General features: G+C 72.1%; 20 protein-coding genes. 10 read left to right on the forward strand and 10 right to left on the reverse strand.

Annotation, left to right across the window (positions count from 1 at the left end):
* Positions 1–89: 89 nt before the first annotated feature.
* From M8C17_RS05950 to M8C17_RS05965, 4 genes are all read left to right on the forward strand, one after another.
* Positions 90–692 carry a dihydrofolate reductase family protein gene (locus M8C17_RS05950; RefSeq protein ID WP_252415372.1) on the forward strand — a complete coding sequence of 201 codons (603 nt, stop codon included), beginning with the start codon at positions 90–92 and terminating at the stop codon, positions 690–692.
* A 120-nt stretch (positions 693–812) separates the two neighbouring features.
* The gene (locus tag M8C17_RS05955) at positions 813–1,676 is read left to right on the forward strand and encodes a hypothetical protein (RefSeq protein ID WP_252415373.1); all 864 of its coding nucleotides are present in this window, start codon (positions 813–815) and stop codon (positions 1,674–1,676) included.
* A gap of 98 nt (positions 1,677–1,774) precedes the next feature.
* Positions 1,775–2,317 (forward strand): hypothetical protein, encoded by a 543-nt coding sequence (locus tag M8C17_RS05960; RefSeq protein WP_252415374.1) that lies wholly within the window; start codon positions 1,775–1,777, stop codon positions 2,315–2,317.
* Positions 2,318–2,424: 107 nt separating this feature from the next.
* Positions 2,425–2,979 carry a dihydrofolate reductase family protein gene (locus tag M8C17_RS05965; RefSeq protein WP_252415375.1) on the forward strand — a complete coding sequence of 185 codons (555 nt, stop codon included), beginning with the start codon at positions 2,425–2,427 and terminating at the stop codon, positions 2,977–2,979.
* An 8-nt stretch (positions 2,980–2,987) separates the two neighbouring features.
* Here M8C17_RS05965 and M8C17_RS05970 read toward each other — a convergent pair whose 3' ends face one another.
* A complete protein-coding gene (locus M8C17_RS05970; protein WP_252415376.1) occupies positions 2,988–6,029 on the reverse strand; it encodes a BTAD domain-containing putative transcriptional regulator in 3,042 nt (1,013 codons plus the stop codon).
* A gap of 101 nt (positions 6,030–6,130) precedes the next feature.
* On the opposite strand from M8C17_RS05970, the gene M8C17_RS05975 reads away from it, so the two are divergent.
* From M8C17_RS05975 to M8C17_RS05995, 5 genes are all read left to right on the forward strand, one after another.
* The gene (locus M8C17_RS05975) at positions 6,131–6,886 is read left to right on the forward strand and encodes an alpha/beta fold hydrolase (protein WP_252415377.1); all 756 of its coding nucleotides are present in this window, start codon (positions 6,131–6,133) and stop codon (positions 6,884–6,886) included.
* A gap of 189 nt (positions 6,887–7,075) precedes the next feature.
* Complete coding sequence (locus M8C17_RS05980) at positions 7,076–8,950, forward strand: adenylyl cyclase (RefSeq protein ID WP_252415378.1); 1,875 nt, start codon at positions 7,076–7,078, stop codon at positions 8,948–8,950.
* Between the two features lie 392 nt (positions 8,951–9,342).
* Positions 9,343–9,489 carry a hypothetical protein gene (locus M8C17_RS05985; RefSeq protein ID WP_252415379.1) on the forward strand — a complete coding sequence of 49 codons (147 nt, stop codon included), beginning with the start codon at positions 9,343–9,345 and terminating at the stop codon, positions 9,487–9,489.
* Entirely contained in the window at positions 9,489–10,715 is a 1,227-nt protein-coding gene (locus M8C17_RS05990; protein ID WP_252415380.1) for a YeiH family protein, read from the forward strand. The genes M8C17_RS05985 and M8C17_RS05990 overlap by 1 nt, the downstream gene beginning before the upstream one ends.
* A 161-nt stretch (positions 10,716–10,876) precedes the next feature.
* Complete coding sequence (locus M8C17_RS05995; protein ID WP_252415381.1) at positions 10,877–13,267, forward strand: discoidin domain-containing protein; 2,391 nt, start codon at positions 10,877–10,879, stop codon at positions 13,265–13,267.
* A 54-nt stretch (positions 13,268–13,321) separates the two neighbouring features.
* On the opposite strand, the gene M8C17_RS06000 is transcribed toward M8C17_RS05995, so the two are convergent.
* From M8C17_RS06000 to M8C17_RS06010, 3 genes are all read right to left on the reverse strand, one after another.
* On the reverse strand, positions 13,322–14,188 hold the full coding sequence (locus tag M8C17_RS06000; RefSeq protein WP_252415382.1) for a metallophosphoesterase: 867 nt from the start codon (positions 14,186–14,188) through the stop codon (positions 13,322–13,324).
* Between the two features lie 67 nt (positions 14,189–14,255).
* Positions 14,256–14,546 (reverse strand): hypothetical protein, encoded by a 291-nt coding sequence (locus tag M8C17_RS06005; protein WP_252415383.1) that lies wholly within the window; start codon positions 14,544–14,546, stop codon positions 14,256–14,258.
* A complete protein-coding gene (locus M8C17_RS06010; protein ID WP_252415384.1) occupies positions 14,543–14,863 on the reverse strand; it encodes a hypothetical protein in 321 nt (106 codons plus the stop codon). Before M8C17_RS06010 ends, M8C17_RS06005 begins: the two co-directional genes overlap by 4 nt.
* 176 nt (positions 14,864–15,039) lie before the next feature.
* On the opposite strand from M8C17_RS06010, the gene M8C17_RS06015 reads away from it, so the two are divergent.
* The gene (locus M8C17_RS06015; protein WP_252415385.1) at positions 15,040–15,891 is read left to right on the forward strand and encodes an alpha/beta fold hydrolase; all 852 of its coding nucleotides are present in this window, start codon (positions 15,040–15,042) and stop codon (positions 15,889–15,891) included.
* An 82-nt stretch (positions 15,892–15,973) separates the two neighbouring features.
* Here M8C17_RS06015 and M8C17_RS06020 read toward each other — a convergent pair whose 3' ends face one another.
* The 6 genes from M8C17_RS06020 to M8C17_RS06045 are packed head-to-tail and all read right to left on the reverse strand — an operon-like array spanning position 15,974 to position 21,602.
* Entirely contained in the window at positions 15,974–16,990 is a 1,017-nt protein-coding gene (locus M8C17_RS06020) for an acetylserotonin O-methyltransferase (protein WP_252415386.1), read from the reverse strand.
* Positions 16,991–17,043: 53 nt separating this feature from the next.
* Positions 17,044–17,673: a hypothetical protein gene (locus M8C17_RS06025; protein WP_252415387.1), complete on the reverse strand. Its 630-nt coding sequence runs from the start codon at positions 17,671–17,673 to the stop codon at positions 17,044–17,046.
* On the reverse strand, positions 17,670–19,076 hold the full coding sequence (locus M8C17_RS06030; protein ID WP_252415388.1) for a selenium-binding family protein: 1,407 nt from the start codon (positions 19,074–19,076) through the stop codon (positions 17,670–17,672). Before M8C17_RS06030 ends, M8C17_RS06025 begins: the two co-directional genes overlap by 4 nt.
* A gap of 14 nt (positions 19,077–19,090) precedes the next feature.
* On the reverse strand, positions 19,091–19,822 hold the full coding sequence (locus tag M8C17_RS06035) for an ABC transporter ATP-binding protein (protein WP_252415389.1): 732 nt from the start codon (positions 19,820–19,822) through the stop codon (positions 19,091–19,093).
* Positions 19,795–20,628 carry an ABC transporter permease gene (locus M8C17_RS06040; protein WP_252415390.1) on the reverse strand — a complete coding sequence of 278 codons (834 nt, stop codon included), beginning with the start codon at positions 20,626–20,628 and terminating at the stop codon, positions 19,795–19,797. The genes M8C17_RS06035 and M8C17_RS06040 overlap by 28 nt, the downstream gene beginning before the upstream one ends.
* Positions 20,625–21,602, reverse strand: coding sequence for an aliphatic sulfonate ABC transporter substrate-binding protein (locus M8C17_RS06045; RefSeq protein WP_252415391.1), 978 nt, complete (start codon positions 21,600–21,602; stop codon positions 20,625–20,627). Before M8C17_RS06045 ends, M8C17_RS06040 begins: the two co-directional genes overlap by 4 nt.
* Positions 21,603–21,741 lie beyond the last annotated feature (139 nt).

A 21,741-nucleotide genomic window follows, 5' to 3' on the forward strand; every position in this document is an offset into this window, starting at 1 on the left:
GGGCGGACGTGTCGAGGGCGGTGGTGCCGGGTTCGACCACAGAATGAGGGCCGGGTTGGCCACGCTGACAGAGACCAGGGAGTGGATCGATGACGAAGGTGACGACCGGGGCGACGATGTCATTGGACGGCTACATCGCCGACCCGTCCCACGGTGGCTTCGAGTACCTGTTCCAGTGGTACGAGAACGGCGACGTCGAGACGCCGACGGCCCATCCCGACCTGACGTTCCGGACCTCCGCCGTGAGCGCGCGGCACCTGCGCGATCTCACCGAGCGGACCGGCGCGCTGGTGGTCGGTCGGCGGCTCTTCGACATGACCAACGGATGGGGCGGCCGGCATCCGCTGGACGTGCCCGTGGTGGTCGTCACGCACAGCGTGCCGGACGGTTGGGAGCCGGAGAACGACTCGTTCGTCTTCGTGACCGACGGCATCGACAGCGCGATCGCGCGGGCGAAGACGATCGCCGGCGCCAAGGAGGTCGGCGTCAACGGCGGGACGATCGCCGCCCAGGTGATCCAGGCCGGGCTGCTCGACGAGGTGCACGTCGACCTCGTCCCGGTTCTGCTCGGTGACGGCATCCCGCTCTTCGCCGACCTGAAGATCGCGCCACTCCAACTGGACGGGCCCATCAGCGTCGTCGAGGGCACCGGGGTCACCCACCTGGCCTACCGGGTGCGCCCGGCGGCCTGACACACCCGGGTCGGTCCGGCCCGGGCCGACCCGGGTGGCCGTCGCCGCCATACAATCGATGATGTTCACTGTCAGTGGCGGGGGCATGGCAGACGGCTACCGGCGAGGGTGGTGCGGGAGATGGGACCGGACGAGCGGGAACGGCTGTTCGAGCGGGCGCGGGAGCTGTCGACGCGGCAGGGGACCTGGGCCGAGGCGGACCGTCTGTGGGTCCAGGTGATCGACGCCTACCGGCGGGCCGTGCAGGGTCCGGGCCGGGCGGACCGGCATGATCAGCAGCAGTTGGCCCGGGCGTTGTGGCGGCGCGGGATGCTGTTGTCCGCGCGCGGCCGGGCCGCCGACGGGATGGCACCCGGCGGTGAGGCGGTCACCATCTTCGAGCGGGTGAACGACGCGGTGGCGGCCGAGGGTGGGAACGTGGCCGACCCGCCACGGGATGAGGCCCTCGCAGAGCTGATCACCGCCCTGGTGGACCTGGCGGAGGTCGCGTTCGCCGCCGGCCAGCCCGCCACCCGCATGGAGTTGGTGGAGCGAGCCGTCGCGGTGGGCCTGCTCACCGTCTCGCCGCCGTCCGCCGGGCCGGCCACCAGGGAGGCGATGGGCACCGCGTACCACAACCAGGCGACCGCGTTGCTGCACCAGGCGGTCACGCGGCCCGCCTCGGACGACGTCATCCGCGAGGCCGCGCTCGCCGCGTCGCGGGCCTGCGAGCTGCGCCAGAAGCTGATGGACCCGCTGCGCCCGCTCAGTCTATGGGAGATGGCCAACACCTACGGGGTCTACGCGCAGTGCCTGGCACTGATCCGCGACTTCGACCGCGCCGACATGGTGCTGGGGCTCGGCAACCGGCTGGTGGAGCTGCTGGGGCCGGCAGGCGCACAGCCCGCCCTGAAGTTGCGCGTGGCGGCGCAGATGGTGGCCCGGGAGAGGGCGACGTCCCGAGGTTCGGCCGGCTCACGTCGCTGGGGGTGGCGGAGGCGCTGACCCCGGGCCGGCGAGGTGGTCGAAGTCGCGGATCAGTCCCAGGCACTGCGCCTCGCCGCGACCGCGACCACCGCCGGCCGAGGCGTTATCCTGCGCGCGTGGAGGTCACGACGGAGGGCGAGCGGCTGGCCGCCGACCTCGGTCGGTGGCTGGACGACCTGACCTTCGTCGACCTGGACGCCGACGAGGTCACCACGCGGGTGATCGAGTCGGTGGTGCGGTGGGCCGAGGCCCAGGGCTGGCGGGTCTACCGGCGCGCGCCCAGCGTCCTGCCGCTGCCACCACCGCTGGAGCAGCGGCACTCGGTCCTCGACGTGGCGTGCGCCCGCCCCGACGGCCCGCCGGTCGTCGTGGAGGTCGACCACACCGACCGGGCGCGGACGGTGCAGAAACTGCGGGCGGAGGCGGACGCCGGTCGGATTCCGCTCTGGGTGCGCTGGGGGACCGGACGCTTCACCGTGCCCCCGCCGCCGGTACGGATGGTGACCGTCGAGGTGACCCGGCGTGCCGGGCCGGCGGGGCGCGGACGGCTGCACAGCCGCACCGGCGACCGCCCCGCGCCAGCTCACTCGGCCGGTGGCGGCACGGCGGCCGCGCAGGCGCTCCCGATCCCGCTGACCGAGCCGGAGCAGCCGGTCTGACCGACGCGCTTCCGGGCGCCGTGAAGGGCACCTGAAGCGAATCGTAAGCGGCAGCCGGCAAGGTTCTGGGTGTCACCGGAGAGCACCACGACAACCAGGAGATCCCGATGCGCAAGCTCATCAACTCGACCTACATCACCCTCGACGGCGTCATCGAGAACCCCATGTGGACCGGGCCGTACTTCGACGAGGAGGCCGCCGCCTTCGCCGGTGCCCAGACGGACGGGGCCGACGCGATGCTGATGGGCCGGGCCACCTACGACGGCATGTCCGTCGCCTGGCCGAGCATGGACGAGAGCGACCCCAGCACCGGCGCCGCCTACTTCAACAACGTCAAGAAGTACGTCGCCTCGACCACCCTGACCAACCCCACCTGGAACAACACGGAGGTGCTCCAGGGCGACCTGGTCGAGGCGGTCAGGAAGCTCAAGTCGCAGGACGGCAAGGACATCATCCAGTACGGCTACGGCTCGGTCACCGCGCAGCTGGTCAAGGCGGGCCTGGTCGACGAGGTCCGGTTCTGGATCACCCCGGTGCTGGAGGGTGGCGCCAACCTGACCGCACCGTTGGCGGAGTTCAAGGCGTCGTTCGAGCTGATCGACACCCGGGTGCACAAGAGCGGCGTGATCATCGCCTCGTACCGGCCGAAGACGGCCGCCTGAGCATCTGATCAGAGCTGGGCCCGGGCCTCGCCCGGGCTCAGCTTCGTGCCCTCGGCGACCAGGGCGTCGAAGCGTTCCCGCCCCAGGGCGGCCAGCACCCGCGCGGTCACCCGGTCGATGTCGTCGCGTTCCGCCGGGGAGGCCGGGGCCCGCACCGCGAGCCGGGCGGCGACTGCGGCGCCCAGCAGGCGGGCGGCGACCTCGGGGGAGCGCACCGCCGACGCCATCCCCTCCAGGGTGATGACCGCGTCCCGTGGGATCGCCATCGCCTCGGCGGCGTCGAACGCCTCGACGTGCAGGGCCAGCGCGGCGTCCGGGTCACCGGCCAGCTCGACCGCGTGGCCCAGCTCGACCAGGATCATGGGCAGGTAGAGGGCGGGCTGCGTCTCGCCGCGTCCCTGCTCGACGAGGCGGGTGAGGTGGGTTACGGCCACGTCGAGCTTGCCGTCGCGGCGGGCCGCCAGCCCGAGGCTCATCTCCGCGAAGACCAGCGCACTGGGGATCGCCTGCTCCACCGCAAGTTGGTATGCGCGCTCGGCCAACTCCCGACCCTGCGCGTAGTCGCGGGTCTGCACCGCGAGCCACGCCAGCCACGACAGTTCGGTGCACACCTGCGGCCACAGCGCCAGCTCCTCGGCCCACCGCAGCCCCTCCCGGTGCAGGGCGGCGGCGCGTTCCTGCTCGCCGCGCATGTCGGCCAGCCCACCCACCCACTCGGTCGCCTGGAGCCGGCCCCACCGGTCCCCGATGCTGGCGAACAGCGCGGCGCTGCGGGTCGCGGCGTGCTCCAGCGTGGCCTGGTCGCCGTTGGCGTGCGCGATCTTCGCCCGGGAACTGAGCACCGCCGCCTCGGTCCACGGGTCGGCGGCCGCGGCGGGCAGCAGCTCCGACGCCAGGGCCAGGTCGCTGTGTTCGATCACCGCGTTGGCCGCGAACCAGGCGGCGCGGCCGTCCGGGTCGCCGGCCAGCGCGGCGCGAACCTCGGCCGCCGCGATCGGCTCGCCCTGCAACAGCGCGAAACCGACCCGCCAGGCCGCGGCTCGGGCCTCCTGCGCCGGGTCACCGGGCGTCGCCAACGCCCGTCGGGCCTCGGTGAGCTGGCCGCGCAGATACCAGTACCAGCTCAGCGCGACGGCCAGCCGCAACCCGCCGCCGTGGAGCAGCGCCGAGCGCAGGTTCGCCGTCTCCGCGTCCAGCAGTGCCAGCCACCGCTGCTGGTCGGCGCCGCGCAACCGCGGATCGGCGCGTTCGGCCAGCTCCGTGTAGTACGCGGCGTGCCGCGCGCGTGCCTCGTCGGCGTCGGTCAGCCGGGCCAGGCAGAAGGCGGCGACCGATTCGAGCAGCCGGTAGCGTGGGCTGACGCCGGAGTCGTCCAACACGACCAGTGACCGGTCCACGAGCCGGGCCAGGGTGTCGAGGTCGGTCCGGCAGACCCGCTCGGCGGCCTCCGGGGTGCAGCCGTCACTGAACACCGCGAGCCGCGCGAGCATCCGCTGGTCGGGCTCGTCCAGCAGCTCCCAGCTCCAGCCGATGACCGCGGTCAGTGTCCGCTGCCGTGGCGGGACGTCCCGCTGCTGGGTGGTGAGCAGCTGGAAGCGGTCGTCGAGGCGGTCCACCACCCCCCGCACTCCCAGGGCGCGGACGCGGGTCGCGGCCAGCTCCAGTGCCAGCGGCAGCCCGTCGAGGCGGCGGCAGAGCTGGGCCACGGCGGGTGCGGTCCGGCCGTCGAGGCGGAAACCGCGCTGCTGCGCGGCGGCGCGGGCGGCGAACAACCGGGCCGCCGCCGAGCGCCGGACCGCGTCCAGGTCGCCGTCCTCCGGCACGGACAGTGGGGGTACCTCCCAGAGCAGCTCCCCGGTCAGGCCGAGCGGTTCCCGGCTGGTGGCCAGCACGCTCACCCCGGGAGCGTCCCGCAGCAGCTGGGCCACCAGCTCGGCGACCGGCTCGATCACGTGCTCGCAGTTGTCGAGCACGAGCAGCAGCTGTCGGTGCCGCAGCGCGGCGACGAGCCGATCCACGGCGGACAGGCTCGTGCCGGCGGTTTCGCGGGTGTCCAGCGCGCCGAGCACCTGCTCGGCGACGCGCGGGTCGCCCGCCGGCAGCGGGGCCAGCTCGACCAGTTGGACACCGTCCGGAAAGGACTGGCTGCGGGCCGTCTCGGTGGCCAGCCGGGTCTTGCCGACGCCGCCCGGCCCGACCAGCGTGACCAGCCTCTGCCGGGGCAGCAGGTCGCGCAGCTCGGTGAGCGCCTCGGCCCGCCCGACCAGCTCGTCGAGCTGGGCCGGCAGGCTGTTGCGGATGATCGCGGCCTTTGGCGGCGCGCTCAGAGCGGCGTCCTGTTCGAGGATCTTCCGGTGCAGGGCGACCAGCTCCGGCCCCGGATCGAGGCCCAACTCGTCGGCGAGCCGGTCGCGCAGGTCGGCGTAGCTGTCCAGCGCCTCGGACTGGCGGCCGGCCGCGTACAGAGCGCGGAGCTGCACCGCCCGCAGGCCCTCGTGCAGCGGATGCCGGGCCACCAGCTCCGCGAGGTCGGCGGCGGCCAGGTCGTGCTCGCCCCGGGCCACCCGCGCCCCGGCCAGCCGCTCGTGTACGGCGAGACGCTGCTCGGCCAGCCGGGTCGCCTCCGCGCGGACGAACTCCGCGTCGGCCACGTCGGCGTACGCGTCGCCGCGCCACAGCCCGAGGGCCTCGGTCAGCCGGTCGACGTCGGTGCACCGGGCCAGCTCGGCGAACCGGTCGGCGTCGACCGCGCCGGCCCGCAGCAGGTAACCGGGCGACCGGGACTCGACCAGCTCGCGGGCACCCGGCTCGGCGTCGTTGAGCGCCTTGCGCAACTGGGACACCCGCACCTGGAGGGCTCCGGTCGGGTTCGCGGGCGCGTCGTCGCCCCACAGGTCGTCGATGAGCCGGTCCGCCGAGACCACCTGGTTGCGGTTGGTCAGCAGGTCGGCCAGCAGCGCCCGCACCTTGGTGCCGGGCACCACCACCGGCTCGCCGACGTCGGTGGTGACGGCGAGCGGCCCGAGCACCCCGAACTGCACGGCGGTCATCCTAGAGCGTGTGGCGGACGTGCCCGGCCCGTCTGCCCCACGTCCCGAGGCGGTAAGGGGACCTGAAGGCGACCGTAAGCGCCCCGGTGGACCGTGGGGACATGGATATCCACCACGAATCGCACGGCAACGGCGAGGGCCGGCCGCTGGTACTGATCCACGGCGCGCTCTCCGGTATCGGCACCTCGTTCGGCACGATCCTGCCGTTCCTGGCGAAGACCCGCCGGGTCATCGCCGTCGAGTTGCAGGGCCACGGTCGTACCCCTGACGTCGATCGCCCTCTGACGGTGGAGCACTTCGCCGCCGACGTGGTCGAGCTGCTCGACCGCCTCGACATCGAGCGGGCGGACGTGTACGGCTGGAGCATGGGCGCGGCGGTCGCGCTGCGCCTCGGCACCGACCACCCCGACCGGATCGGGCGGCTGGTGCTCGCCTCGGTAAGCTTCGACGACGCCGGCCTGCACCCGGGGCTGCTCGACGGGATCCAGGATCTGCAACCGGAGCACCTGCACGGCTCGGAGTTCCACGAGGAGTACCTGCGGACCGCCCCGGACCCGGCGGGCTGGGCCAACCTGGTCACCAAGATGAAGGTGCTGGACGCGAACCTGCCGCAGTGGACTCCCGAGCAGATCCGCGCGCTGGCCGCGCCCACGATGATCGTGCTGGCCGACGCGGACATCGTCCAGCCCGAGCACGCGGTGCGAATGTTCCGGCTGCTCGGCGGTGCGGTGCCCGGGGATCTGACCGGTCTGCCGCCCTGCCGGCTGGCCATCCTGCCCGGCACCACCCACACGACGATCCCGCAGCGCGCGGACTGGCTCGCGCCGATGATCGACGAGTTCCTGAACGAGGTGTAGGGGCGGACCGTCCACTCTCGCCGGCCCGATCCGAACTTCGCCGGTCCCGGTCATGGCGTGCGGCCGATTTACCAGGTAGAAACATGCCAACCCCTCCATCCGGCCCAACCGCCGCCCGGAGGGACAAGAGAGCGCTCTCACGCCCCAGCTGGCCGGAGCACGTTCCGGCCGGCGGAGAGGACGAACCGCATGACAACCCAGCCCCGACGGGTGCGCCGGCGATCCGGCCGCACCCTCCTTCTCGCTCTGGCGCTGACCACCGCTGTCACGTTGACCAGCACAGCCGCCAGCGCCGGCCGGCCGACCTACGGCGAGCCGGACTTCGGACCCAACGTCACGATCTTCGACCCGGGCATGCCGATCAGCGAGATCCAGCAGACGCTGGACGCGGCGCACGCGGCGCAGGTCAACAACGAGATGGGGACCGCGCGGCACGCCTACCTGTTCAAGCCGGGCACGTACGGCACGACCGAGCAGCCCCTGCAGGCCAAGGTGGGCTACTACACCGAGGTCTCCGGTCTGGGCGCCTCGCCCACCGACGTGACCGTCAACGGCAAGCTGGAGGTCTACAACCGCTGCCTGGCCGACGGCGGCACCGGCAACTGTCTCGCGCTGGTCAACTTCTGGCGCACCCTGTCCAACCTCTCGCTCACCATCAACGCGGCGGGCCAGGACGGCTGCCGCTCGTCGGCGAACTTCTGGGCGGTGTCCCAGGCGGTGTCGATGCGCCGGCTGAACATCGGCGGCGGCGGGCTGTCGCTGATGGACTACTGCACCGCCGGCCCCCAGTTCGCCAGCGGCGGCTTCATCGCCGACTCCCGGCTGCCCGCCACCACCAACGGGTCGCAGCAGCAGTGGCTGACCCGCAACAGCGAGGTCGCCGGCTGGTCCAACGCGGTGTGGAACCAGGTCTTCGCCGGGGTCGAGGGCGCACCGGACGACGCCTCCTTCCCCGACCCGCCGTACACCACGCTGGCGACGACTCCGCTGAGCCGGGAGAAGCCGTACCTCCTCGTCGACGGCAAGGGCCGCTACAACGTGCGGGTGCCCGCCGTGCAGCGCGACAGTCGGGGCGTCTCGTGGGCCGACGGCCTGACGCCGGGGCGGACGATCTCGATCCGCGACTTCTTCATCGCCAAGCCGTCGGACTCGGTGCACGTCATCAACAGCCAGCTCGCCCGGGGCAAGCACCTGCTGCTCACTCCCGGCACGTACGACATCGCGCGCAGCATCGAGGTGCGACGGCCCAACACGGTGGTGCTCGGCATCGGCCACGCCACGCTCACCGCGGTGAACGGCTCCATCCCGCTGGACGTCGCCGGTGTGCCCGGTGTGGTCGTCGCCGGCGTCACGATCGACGCCGGGCTCGTCGAGTCACCGGTCCTGCTGCGGGTGGGACGGCAGCACGGGCACAACGCGAGCAGCGCGGCCAACCCGACCACGCTGTCCGACGTGTACTTCCGGGTCGGCGGCCCGCACATCGGCCGGGCGGACACGGCGCTGCAGGTCAACAGCGACAACGTGCTCATCGACCACACCTGGGTGTGGCGCGGTGACCACGGCGTCGAGGGCTTCACGCAGGGCGTGAACGGTGACACGGACCGCTGGAGGACCAACACCGGTCGCTACGGCGCGGTGATCAACGGCGACCACGTGACCGCCACCGGCCTGTTCGTCGAGCACTTCCAGCGGTACAACACGGTCTGGAACGGCGAGCACGGCACGACGATCCTCTACCAGAACGAGCTGCCGTACGACCCGCCGACGCAGGCGGACTGGATGAACGGCGCGGTCGAGGGCTGGGCCGGCTACAAGGTCGGCGACCGGGTGCGCAACCACACCCTGTACGGCGGCGGGGTCTACGTCTTCAACCAGAACAACCCCTCGATCCACACCGAGAACGGGTTCGAGGTGCCGGACCGGCCGGGCGTGCGGTTGCACCACATCATGACCGTCAACCTCAGTGCCGGCACGATCGACCACGTGGTCAACGGCGTGGGCGACGCGGCCGACATGACGAAGGTCGGCGTGCCGGTCTACCTCGCGCAGTACCCGCTGCCGTAGGGCAGGTCGGGCGTACCAACGGAGGGCCGGAGCCGGTGTGGCTCCGGTCCTCCGCCGCTGGGGGATGGGTCGGCCGGGCGGACGAAGAAACCGTCCCCTCGGGCTTGAATTCCTATCGTCCTGATAGGAAAATGGGTGAATGCCGGTCGGTCCGTTCCTCACCTCCCGCCGGGTCGTGGACCTGATGCGGGTCGCCTCCGAGCTCTGTCCCGGCTCGACGACGACCGACTGAGCCGTCGCCGCCTGCGCACCCACCCGGCCTCGGCCGCCGGCCAGTCACGTCGACCGTGGCCCATCGCGCCCGTCGCCGCTCGCCCGCTCGGCGAGCCGCGTCCGCGTTCCGTCCCGATCCCGCCACGGCCGGATCGGGCCCTTCCCCTCGGAGGTATGCCATGAGCACGGATTCGTCACCGTCCACCCCGCCAACCGCCGGGGAGTCCCGGCTCGCGTTCAACGAGGACTGGGTGGCCACCATCCTCGGTCTGGTCCTGCTCGGTCTGGTCCTGGTCGGTGCCATTCCCGCCGGGTTGGTGCCCTGATGGCCACCGACGCGACGCGCACGGACGCCGAGACCCCCACGGCCGACGCCTCCCGCACGGACGACGGACCGGCCGGGACCGCCGAGTCCGCCTCGGACAGTGGGCCACGGGCGACCGTCGACCCCGCCGCTTCCGCCAGCGCGGCGCGCGACGGCGGGTTCTGGGCGTGGACGGCGCTCGGCCTGGTGGTCGTGGTGGGGCTCGCCGCGCTCACCCGCTACCTGGAGCAGAACGTCCCCGCGTGGGCCGAGGGCACCGCCGTCGAGGACATCGGGGCGGCGATCGAGTACCCGGTCTACGCGATCCTGCTCGGCCTGCTCGGCAACGTCGCCGTCACGCTGCTCGGGTGGCGTGACCGGATCGCCGCCGCGTTCCGGACCGAGTTCTTCATCAAGACCGGGCTGGTGCTGCTCGGAGCGTCGATCAACCTGGCCGTCATCGCCAGCGCCGCCGGCCCGGCGATCGCCCAGGCGATCCTGCTGATCAGCGGGGTCTTCCTGTTCACCTGGTGGCTGGCCGGCCGCTTCGGGCTCGACGACAAGCTGCGCGCGCTGCTCGCCTCGGCGGTGTCGATCTGCGGGGTCAGCGCGGCGATCGCCGCCGCCGGCGCCGTCCGGGCACGTCGGGAGCAACTGGCCTACACGGCGAGTCTGGTGATCGTGTTCGCGCTGCCGTCCATCTTCGTCCTGCCCTGGTTGGCCGACGTGTTCGGGTTGTCCGACGCGGTGGCCGGCGCCTGGATTGGTGGCAACATCGACACCACCGCCGCGGTCACCGCCGCCGGAGCGCTCGCGGGCGAGGAGGCCCTCCAGATCGCCAGCATCGTCAAGGTCACGCAGAACGCGCTCATGGGCGTGGTCGCGGTCGCCCTGACCGCGTACTTCACGCTGCGGGTGGAGCGCCAGCCCGGCGCGGCCCGACCGGGTCTGGGGGAGTTGTGGCGGCGCTTCCCGAAGTTCGTCCTGGGCTTCGTCGCCGCGTCGGTCATCGCCACCTGGTACCTGGACGCGGCGGGCGCGGACGGCAAGGCCACCATCGCCATCGTCAACGACCTGCGCGTCTGGTTCCTCATCCTGGCCTTCGTCAGCATCGGCCTGGAGGTCCGGGTCTCGTCGCTGCGGGAGGCCGGCTGGCGGCCCGTCGCGGTGTTCGCCAGCGCCACCCTGTTCAACCTGGCGCTGGCGCTCGCCCTGGCGTCCCTGCTGTTCCGCAACTTCGCGGCCTGAATCGCGTCGCACCCCGCCCCTCCCGGACCGGAGGGGCGGGGTGCTCGTCTCCTGCCGTTGCTTTGGCGAATAATTTCACGGATCAGTCGAACTCTTGCGTGCCGACATTCGCTACTGCCACGATGGCCGTCAATGCCTTCCGTCCCGAAGGAGTGGTCGTCATGGCGGTCTCCCGCCGCAGGTTCGTCACATCGGTGATGGCGGGGTCCGCCCTCGCCGCCGCCTCCACCACCGAGCTGCTCACCACCCTCGCCAGCCCGGCCCACGCCGCCAGCCCTCCCGGCGACGTGGTCGGCAAGGTGACGGTCGGCTACCAGGGCTGGTTCAGCGCCCCCGGCGACTCGGCGCCCATCGGCGGCTGGTGGCACTGGAGCCGCGACCGGTTCCAACCGCCCTCGCCCGCCAACACCACGATCGTGTCCTGGCCGGACATGCGCGAGTACACGCGCAGCTACCCGACCGCCTATCCCAACCTCGGCAACGGCTCACCGGCCACCCTCTTCTCCTCCTACGACCAGCAGACGGTGGACACCCACTTCCGGTGGATGCAGGAGTACGGCTGCGACACCGCCGCACTGCAGCGGTTCAACCCGACCGGCGACGAGGGCCCGACCCGCGACGCGATGACCCAGAAGGTGCGCTCCGCCGCCGAGCGGTACGGGCGCAAGTTCTACATCATGTACGACGTCACCGACTGGTTGACCTTCCAGTCGGACATCAAGACCGACTGGACGACGAAGATGTCGGCGCACGTCGCGTCCTCCGCGTACGCCCGGCAGAACGGCAAGCCCGTCGTCTGCATCTGGGGCTTCGGCTTCAGCGAGCCCAGCCGGCCCTTCACCCCGGGGCCCTGCCTGGAGGTCGTCAACTGGTTCAAGGCGCAGGGCTGCTACGTCATCGGTGGCGTGCCCACCTGGTGGCGGCAGGGCATCGAGGACTCCCGCCCCGGCTTCCTCGACGTCTACCACGCGTTCAACATGATCTCGCCCTGGATGGTCTACCGGGCCAGGACGGTGGAGGAGCTCGACTCGTACTACAACAACGTCAACGTCGGTGACATGGCCGACTGTGCGGCACGCGGCATCGACTACCAGCCCTGCGTGATGCCCGGTGACCTCGCCGGGGGTCACCGCCGACACGGCGACTTCTACTGGCGGCACATCTACAACATGGTCCGGCTCGGCTCCCAGGGCCTCTACGTGTCCATGTTCGACGAGTACAACGAGGGCAACCAGATCGCCAAGACCTCCGAGACCCAGGCCACCACCCCGGCCGGGGCGAACATCCGGGCGCTGGACGAGGACGGCGTGGCCTGCTCCTCCGACTACTACCTGCGGATCACCGCCGACGGCGGTCGGATGCTCAAGGGACAGCTCGCCCTCACCCCGGTGCGCCCCACGCAACCGATGGTGGGCGACCCCCCTCCGGTGCCGGGCGGGAACCTGGCCGCCGGCCGGCCCGCCTCGGCCAGCAGCCAGGGCGGCGCGTTCCCGGCGGCGAACGCCGTGGACGCCAACGCCTCCAGTTACTGGGAGAGCGCCAACGGCAGCTTCCCGCAGTGGTGGCAGGTCGACCTCGGCGCGAGCCACCAGCTCGCCCGGCTCGTGCTGCGCCTGCCCGCCGGCTGGGGTGCCCGGACCCAGACCATCACCGTGTTGGGCAGCGTCGACGGCACCTCCTTCACGACCATCAGCCCCGCCGCCGGGTTCACCTTCGACCCGGCGACCGGAAACACCGTCACCCGTGCGTTGCCGGCCAGCGTCGCCCGCTACGTCCGCCTCAGCGTCGGCGGCAACACCGGCTGGTCGGCCGCCCAACTCGCCCAGGTCGAGGTGTACGCCTCGACCAGCACGCCGGACACGCCGCCGACCGCGCCGAGCGGCCTCACCGTCACCGGCCGGACGGCGACCAGCGTGTCACTGGCCTGGACCGCGTCGACCGACGACACCGGGGTCAGCGGCTATCAGGTGCGCCAGGGCGCGACGGTCGTCGCGACCGTCACGGGCACCACGGCCACCGTGAGTGGGCTCAGCCCGTCCACCGCGTACAGCTTCACGGTCACCGCGCGAGACGCCGCGGGCAACACCTCGGCCCCGTCGAACGCGGTCACGGCGACCACGGACGCCCCCGCCAACGCGGACCTCGCCCGGGGCCGACCCACCGCGGAGAGCAGCCACACCCAGAGCTACGGGTCGGGCAACGTCGTCGACGGCGACCCGAACAGCTACTGGGAGAGCGTCAACAGCGCCTTCCCGCAGTGGGTCCAGGTCGACCTGGGTGCGGCCCGCACGGTCGGGCGGGTGGTGCTCAAACTGCCGCCGGCGTCGGCGTGGGCCACCCGGACGCAGACCCTCGCGGTGCAGGGCAGCACCGACGGGTCGAGCTTCGGCACCCTGGTCGCCTCGGCCGGGCGCACCTTCAACCCGGCCACCGGCAACCAGGTGACGCTCACCTTCACCGCCGCGCAGACCCGCTACCTGCGGATCACGGTCACCGGCAACACCGGCTGGCCGGCGGGACAGTTGGCGACGCTGGAGGCGTACGCGAGCTGACCGGCGAGCGGGCGGCCGCCGGAGAGGACCGGTGGCCGCCCGGACCGCGGTGCGTCATCCCGCTGGCTGTTCCATCCGGCGCAGGTCGTCGGCGGGGTGGATGGTGCGGACGGGGTCGGGCACCGGCCCGCGCCGCTTCCACTCACGCGGGTAGCCGAGGGACACCTCCTCGAAACGCACGCCATCGTGGAACGTCGTCCGGGGGATGTGCAGGTGCCCGTAGACCACGGTGGCGGCCCCGAAGCGCAGGTGCCAGTCCCGGGTGCGGACGGTGCCGCACCACTGGGCGAACTGCGGGTACCACAGGACGTCGGTGGGTTCCCGTACCAGCGGGTAGTGGTTGACCAGCACGGTCGGCAGGGCCGGGTCCCGCTCGGCCAGCCGGCGCTCGGTCTCGACGACCCGGGCCTCGCACCACGCCTCCCGGCTCGGGTAGGGATCGGGGTGCAGCAGCACCTCGTCGGTGCACACCACCCCGGCCTCGTACGCCAGCTCCAGTGACCGTTGCTTGGTGTGCGCCCCGGGCACCCGGAACGTGTAGTCGTAGAGCACGAAGAGCGGGGCGATCGTGGCCGGCCCGCCGTCGCCGTCCCACACCGGGTACGGGTCCTCCGGGCTGACGACACCCAACCGCCGGCACAGCCGTACGAGCTCGCGGTAGCGTTCCTCGCCGCGTAGCTGCACGGGGTCGTCGGGCGGTGTCCACAGCTCGTGGTTGCCCGGCGCCCAGACCACTCTCGCGAACCGGCTGCTGAGCAGCCCGAGCGCCCACTCGAGGTCGGCGAAGCGCTCGGCCACGTCGCCCGCGACGAGCAGCCAGTCACCGTCGTTGTCCGGGCGCAGCTCCCGCACGAACGAGCGGTTCTCCGGATGGCCGATGTGCAGATCGCTGACGGCCCGCAGCCGAGGTGGAAGAGTCACGCTTCGAGGCTAGGCCGGTGCGGCACGGTCGGACACCTCCGACCGATCGGTGTCGCCGGCGGCGGAATCAGCAGAACCAGCCATCCTGGACCCAGCCGCGCCGGTTGATGTGCCCGTAGGCGAAGCCGTAGATGTAGCCGCCGCTGCGAGGACCCTCGACGAGGAAGGTCTGGCCCTGGTAGAGGGTGCCCATCCAGGCCCCGTTGGGTTGGGTGCGGACGAACAGGTCGCTCGCGCACACCGTCTCCCGCTGGCCGATCGTGCCGTTGGCGGCCTGCGCGGGGGCCGGCGCGGCGAGCGTCGCGGCGACGATCCCGACCAGCAGGCCGGCCGTCGCCCGGATGGCGGCCCGGGTCACCACGAGTCGTACCCGCCGATGCACTCGGCCCGTAGGTAGCCCCAGTCGTTCGGACCGAAGTCGAACGAGGCCGCCCACCCGTTGTAGACCGGGTGCGCGCCCGGCGTATGGCCGATCTTGTCGCCGTAGCCGAGCGTGCGCTTCAGGCCGGTGGGACCGCCGGCGGAGTCGTAGTTGGCGTAGAAGCTGGCACTCTGGCAGACGACGATGGCGTGCCGGGGCACCACCGGGTCGGCGTGGGCCGGCGTGGCGCCGAGGGCGGCCGTGGCCGCTCCGACGGCCAACGCGGCGACCCCCGTGCGGGTCCGTCGAGGCATGCCCACCTCCCGTGTGGCGAAACTTTCCTACCGGCGACCCTAGCAACTACGTTGATAAATGTCGATGAGGTCGAGCGGGGGTGGGACCCGGTGAGGGCGTTGCGGTGCCGGCATATCCGGCGACCGGGCGGGAAAGCGCTGGCGTCCGACAGCCCGAACCGGAGCAGGAGAAAACCATGCCTTTCATCACCGTCGGGACGGAAAACTCCGCGCCCATCGACCTGTACTACGAGGACCACGGGACCGGACAGCCGGTGGTGCTGATCCATGGCTTCCCGTTCAACGGGGCGACCTGGGAGAAGGAGACCAACGCGCTGCTCAACGCCGGATACCGGACGATCACCCTCGATCGGCGCGGTTTCGGCAACTCCGCCCAGCCGGCGTTCGGGTACGACTACGACACCTTCGCCGCCGACCTCGACGTGCTGATGACCGAGCTGGACCTGAGCGAGGTAACCCTGGTGGGTCACTCGATGGGCACCGGCGAGGTCGTCCGCTACCTCGGCAACTACGGCTCGCGGCGAGTGAGCAGGGCGGTGCTGCTCAGCCCGCTGCAACCCATGCTGGGCAAGGCGAACGACAACCCGGAAGGCGTCGACAGGGGCCTCTTCACGGGGTTCCAGCAGGCCATCATCAAGGACCGCTTCGCCTACCTGACCCAGTTCTGCGACGCGTTCTTCAACTACAGCGAGAACAAGGGCAAGCTGGTCAGCGAGGAGGCGTACCGGGCGCACTGGCAGATCGGCGCCATGGCCTCGGGCAGGGCCACCCACAACTCGGTGGACGCCTGGCTGGAGGACTTCCGCCCCGACCTTCCGAAGATCGACGTTCCTGTTCTGATCGTCCAGGGCGACAAGGACAACGTGCTGCCCCTTCCGGTGACCGGTCAGCGGCTCGCGCCGATGCTGCCGACCAGCCAGCTCATCACGCTCAAGGGCGCGCCGCACGGCATCCCTTGGACGCACGCCGACGACGTCAACAAGGCGATCATGGACTTCATGAAGCAGCCGGCGAAGGCGCGAGCCTGATCCGCGGCCGTACCGGATCGGACGTCCGTACGGCAGGGACACCGCGACACCCGGCCCGCCGTGGGCCGGGTGTCGTCGTCCGTCAGGGCCGGCGGGCCACCACCGCGCCGTTGGCGCCGGGAGCGTCGAACGGCACGACCCGGGCGTCCACGAAGCCGGCGTCGGTGAGCCAGGCGACGTACTCCGCACCCGAGTAGTTCCGGCCGCCCTCGGTCTCGACCAGCATGTTCATGCCCATCAGCGCCGCCTCCGGCGGGCCGGTGCGCTCGTCGTTGAGCAGCAGTTCGCAGACGACGATCGCTCCGCCGGGCGGCAGCGCGGCGTGGCACCGCGCCAGCAGCGCCCGGTTCGTCGGCTCGTCCCAGTCGTGCAGGATCATGCTGAGCAGGATGACGTCGTGCCCGTCCGGCAGGGCCGGGTCGGCGAGGAAGTCGCCGGCGACCGCGTCGATGCGGCCGGTCAGACCGGCCGCCGCGATCCGCTCCTCGGCGCGGACGCACACGTGCGGAAGGTCCAGGACGGTCGCCCGCAGCTCCGGCAGCCGACGGCAGAGCTCGAGCGGGAACGCACCGGCCCCACCGCCCACGTCGAGCAGGCGACGGTACGCCGAGAAGTCGTACGCCTCGGCCAGCGCCCTGGCGGTGAAGCTGGACGTGGAGTACATGGCGTCCCAGAACTGCGCCAGCATCTCCGGGTCCTCGGTGTCGAACATCGACTGCTGGGTCTGCGGGTCCCAGGTCAGCGGCCGGTCGGTGCGCAGAGCCTCGGCAATGCGGTGCCAGGGCAGGTAGGTGCGCAGGTCGGAGTAGCGGACCTGGGCTCCGAAGTAGTACGGGCGACCCTCCACCAGGAACTGCTCGGCCAGCTCCGAGTTGCGGTACCCGTCGCCGGCCTTCTCCAGCAGGCCGAGCGAGGCGCTGGCGGCCAGCAGCAGGTCCGCAGGGCGGTCGGCCAGCCCGAACTCGGCGGCGGCCTGCTCGACGGTCATCGTCCGGCCGTCGGCGAGCCGGGTGAACAGGCCGAGTTCGACGCCGACCGCGAGGGTCTTGAACCCCCAGACGCCGGCCACCAGGCTCATGAGGGGAGTCGGAGTGATCATGGCGACATGAGATCACAAATTCGGACCGTCCACGATGGGTGGTCGGTCGCCGGTCAGGCTCGGATCAGCGTGACCAGGCCCGCCGCGACCAGCACGCCCGCCCAGAGCCGGTCGACGTTGAACCACGCGCGACGCAGCACCCCGACCCCGAGCACCTGGTAGACGAGCATCGCGACGACCAGGGCGGTGCCGAACACGGCCACCGTGTGCACGCCGGCCGCGGCCAGCCCGGGCAGCGCACCCACCGGCGCGGCGGCCAGGTGCCCGGGGTGACCCCCGGGCATCGGCTCGTTGACCAGCACCGGCAGCAGCATCAGCCCCGCGCCGTGCGCCGACGACATGAGGAACGACCACCCGGCGAGCTGCGCCGCGGACAGCCGCATCCCCGCCCAGCGGAAGTGCCGCTCGGACAACAACCGCCACAGCCCGAAGCCGACCAGCAGCACACCACCGACCACCGCCAGGGCGGTGCTCGCCGTCACCGACCGGGTGGCGGTGACCAACGCGGCGACGATCCCCACCGAGGCGAGGTGCCCGGCCGCGATGGGCGGCAACGAGCGCAGCAGAGCCGTCCGGCTGCGCTCCTGGAGGCCGCGGGCCACCGCGAACAACCAGCCCATCGCCGGGTTCAGGCCGTGGAACGCCCCGAGCGCGGCGAGCGTCGCCCAGGTGGTGGCGGTCACGGGAAGCAGTACGAGTCGGACGAGGCGTCCCCGCCCTGCAAACGGGTCTGGTGCACCCGCAGGCCCCGGAACTCCTCCCCGTGCGGGAAGAACCTCGGGTCCGGCCTGAGCCCTCCGGCCTCGACGTCCACGTCGAGCTTGGCCAGCCAGGCCCCCACCCCGTCGGGATAGAACTGGTCGTCCCAGGCGCCGTAGAGGGAGTTGCTGACGTAGACCCGCCGGCCGTCCCGGCTCACCTCGACCATCTGCGGGCCGCCGGCCAGAGCCTCGTCCGGGGCGGACGGGTGCGCGGTGCGCCGTACGATCCCGCCGAGGTGCACCGACCCGGTCTGCACCGGGTGCAGCGGGTCGCTGACGTCGTACTGGCGCAGCTCCCCGGTGCCCCAACAGGAGACGTAGAGGAACCGGTCGTCGACCGACAGGTCGATGTCGGTCACCAGCGGCGGCACCGCGCCGAACGGCTTGAGCAGGTCGGGCAGGTCCCCGGGGTCGGCCGGCTCTGCGGGAATGTCGATCACCTTGGTGACCGCCCAGGCATCGCCGTCGCGGTGCCACAGCCAGATCGAGGCGGACAGGTCCTCGACGCTGATCACCACCCCGACGAACCCGTACGACTTCGTCGGGTCGTGCGCCGGGCGCAGCTCCAGCGGCATCTGGTACTGGTCGCCCAGGTCGACGCGCTGCACGTGCCGGCGTTTCGCGAGATCCCAGAAGTGGATGGCGTGGCCGTAGCGCCGGCCCAGGAGCAGCTCACCGATGATGCCGTCCTCGATCATCGACGGGGTGCCCCACTCGCTGGTGACCAGCACGTCCTGGGTCAGGTGCCACCACAGGTCGTACGCCAGGAACTGCGGGCCCCGGTCGGCCTCCCACGCCCCGCGTACCTCGAACGTGGTGTGGTCCAGGATGGCGATGCCTCCCGGACCCTCCGCACCGTCCGCGCCGCCGAGCGCGGAGAGGTAGATGCCGTCCGGGCCACAGTGCACGGTGTGCGGGCGGGAGTAGCCGGCCCGTTTCGCCAGCTCCTCCGGGCCGATCACCTTGACCACCTGCGGCTGGCGCGGGTCGGGCCGGGTGTCGATGACGTGGATCCGCGACGAGCGCAGGCCGGGAACGATCAGGTAGCGCCGCTCGACGTGCGGGTGCGGGGCGGTCGGGCAGAGCGCGCTGCTGCACGCGTTCCAGCCGAAGTGATGCAGCTCGTCGCCGAGGTGCGGCAGGTCGGTCCAGCCGACCACCCGGCCGTAGTCGGGGGAGTCGGGGTCGGTGTCCAGCACCACGATGGCGTCCGGGCGGCTGGCCGTGCGGTCGAAGGCCGCCACGTAGGCGAGCTTCTCGGCCGGCGCCGCCACCGCCTCCCGGGGAGAGGGGTAGAAGGTGGGATCGGGGGTCCAGCGGGTCATCGGGTCTCCGCTCGTCAGGTGGTGGGAACGCCGAGCCGGTCCAGCAGGTGGCGGCGCAGGGCGCCGAAGGCCGGGTCGTCCGGCGTACGGGTGGGGGACAGGTCGACGGGCAGGTCCGCGGCGATGCGGCCGGCGTCGAGGAGCAGGATCCGGTCGGCGAGCAGGAGCGCCTCCTCCACGTCGTGGGTGACGAGCAGGGCGGCGAAGCCGTGCTCGGCGCGCAGCCGGCGCAGCAGCACCTGCATGCGCAGCCGGGTCAGCGCGTCCAGGGCGCCGAACGGCTCGTCGAGCAGCAGCAGGTCGGGCTCGCGGACCAGGGCCCGCGCGACGGCCACCCGCTGCGCCTGCCCGCCGGAGAGCTCCGCCGGCCAGGCGCGGTGCCGCTCGGCCAGCCCGACCTCGGCCAGCGCCCGGTGGATCCGTCCGGCGGTGTCGGTACCGGACAGCCCGAGCCCGACGTTGTCCGCCATCCGCTTCCACGGCAGCAGACGGTGTTCCTGGAAGACCACGGCGGCGGTGCCGTGGACGACGGTCTCGCCGCTTGCCTCGCCGTCGAGCCCGGCGAGAATCCGCAGGAGAGTGCTCTTGCCGGAACCGCTGCCGCCCAGCAGGGCCACCACCTCGCCCCGCGAGATGGTCAGATCGACCCCGGCCAGCACGACCGTCGGCCCGAACGCCCGGCGCACCTCGTGGGCGGTGAGCACCGGCGTCGCGCCGTTCAGGTGGCCCGCAGTCCGCGACGCCATGTCAGCATCCTCCTCTCCAGGACGCGCAACGCAAGGTCGGATATCAGCCCGAGCAGGGCGTAGACGAGCAGGCCGAGCACCACGACCTCGGTCTGGCTGAACTCCCGCGCCTCCATCATCAGAAAGCCGATCCCGGTCTGTGCGTTGACCTGTTCGCCGACGACCAGGCTGAGCCAGGCCGCCCCGATCGCCAGGCGCAGGCCGAGGAAGAGGGCGGGCAGCGCGCCGGGCAGCACCACGTGGCGCAGCCGGGCGGCCTGTCCCAGCCCGCACGTGCGGGCCGCCTCCACCAGTCGCTCGTCGATGTCGCGGATGCCGGCGTAGGTGTTGAAGTAGATGGGGAAGAACGCGCCCAGCGCGACAAGGCTGATCTTGAGCGGTTCGCCGATGCCGACCCAGATGATCAGCAGCGGCACCAGGCCCAGGTGCGGCAGCATCCGGGCCATCTGCACCGGGGGGTCGACCAGGTCGTCGCCGAGCCGGAGCAGTCCCGCCGCGGTGCCCAGGACCAGGGCGAGGAGCCCGCCGATCAGCAACCCGGCCCCGGCGCGGGTGAGGGAGTCCAGCAGGTGGATGGCGAGCGTACCGTCGCGGGCCAGTCGCCAGCCGGCGGCGAGCACGTCGCTCGGCGCGGGCAGCTTCTCCGGCGCGAGCAGCCCGGTCCTGGCGGCCAACTCCCAGCCCAGCACCAGCACGACCGGGCTCACCAGCCGCCGCCAGCGCCGCGCGGACCGCTGGCGTCGGGGCACGACCGGCGCTGCGGCCGCGACCTCGGTCAGGGGCTCCGCGAGCGTCGTACGGCTCACTGGAAGACCTCGCTGAACCGACCGTCCACCCGGGATCGGATGTCGACCGGGCCGGGAATGAGATCCAGGGCGATGAAGCTGTCGGTGATCGCCTGGAGTTCGTCGCCGATCGCCGGGGTGACCGGGGCGAGGGGCCGGGCGCTGCGGGCCAGGGCGCGGCTGGTGACGTCCTCGGGAATTTTCAGCTCCGGTGCGAGGGTGCTGGCCCGCTCCTCGGGGTGCGCGATGCCCCAGTCGGTCACCTCGCGGTACCGCTGGAGGAACGAACGGATGTCGTCCGGCCGCTCGGCGACGGCGTCGGGGGCGGCCAGGACGTACTCGCGGTTGCTGGCCAGGCCCGTCGCGTCGGCGAGCACCCGGACTCCCGGCTGCTCGGCCAGGGCGAAGTACGGGTCCCAGATCACCCAGGCGTCGACCTGCCCGCTGTCGAAGGCGGGCCGCCCCTCGGCGGGCTTGAGGTACTTGACCTGGATGTCCTTCAACGTCATGTGGTTGGCCTCCAGCAGCCGGACCAGCAGCCAGTGCACGTTGGAGCCCTTGTTGAGGGCGACCGTCCCACCCTTCAGGTCGGCGAAGCTGCGGTAGCCGCTGTCGGCCTTGACCAGCACGGCCTCACCCTGCGGGATCGGCGCCGAGGTGCCGATGATGGTGAACGGGATCTTGCCGGCGGCGGCGAAGACGGGCGGTGCCTCGCCGACCTGCCCGAGGTCGATCGACCCGGCCTTGAGGGCCTCGGTCAGCGCCGGGCCGCTCTCGAACAGCGACCACTCCACCCCGGGTGCGGCGCCGCGTGCCTTGACCAGGCTCAGGCCGCCGAAGCGTTGGTAGCCGATCCGGAGCGGGCCCGTGTCGTCCCCGGCGTCGGCGGGCCCTCCGCAGGCGCTCACGCCGGCGGTGGCGAGCAGTGCCACGGTGGCGAGCGCGGCCGTCAGCAGGCGACTGCGGTGTGAGCGGCTCCGTGAGGGGGTGCGCATGGCGGCTCCTTGGGTTGGGCATGCGGATCCGGACGCATCGACCGGTGTCGGTGGCATCGTCGGTAGCCTACTAACCCGGTAGGTTTTATGGGTAGGCTGTCGGCGGGATCGTCCCACCCCTCAGGAGGTGCCCGCCCTC

The organism is Micromonospora sp. RHAY321 (assembly GCF_023896955.1).
Classification (GTDB): Bacteria; Actinomycetota; Actinomycetes; order Mycobacteriales; family Micromonosporaceae; genus Micromonospora.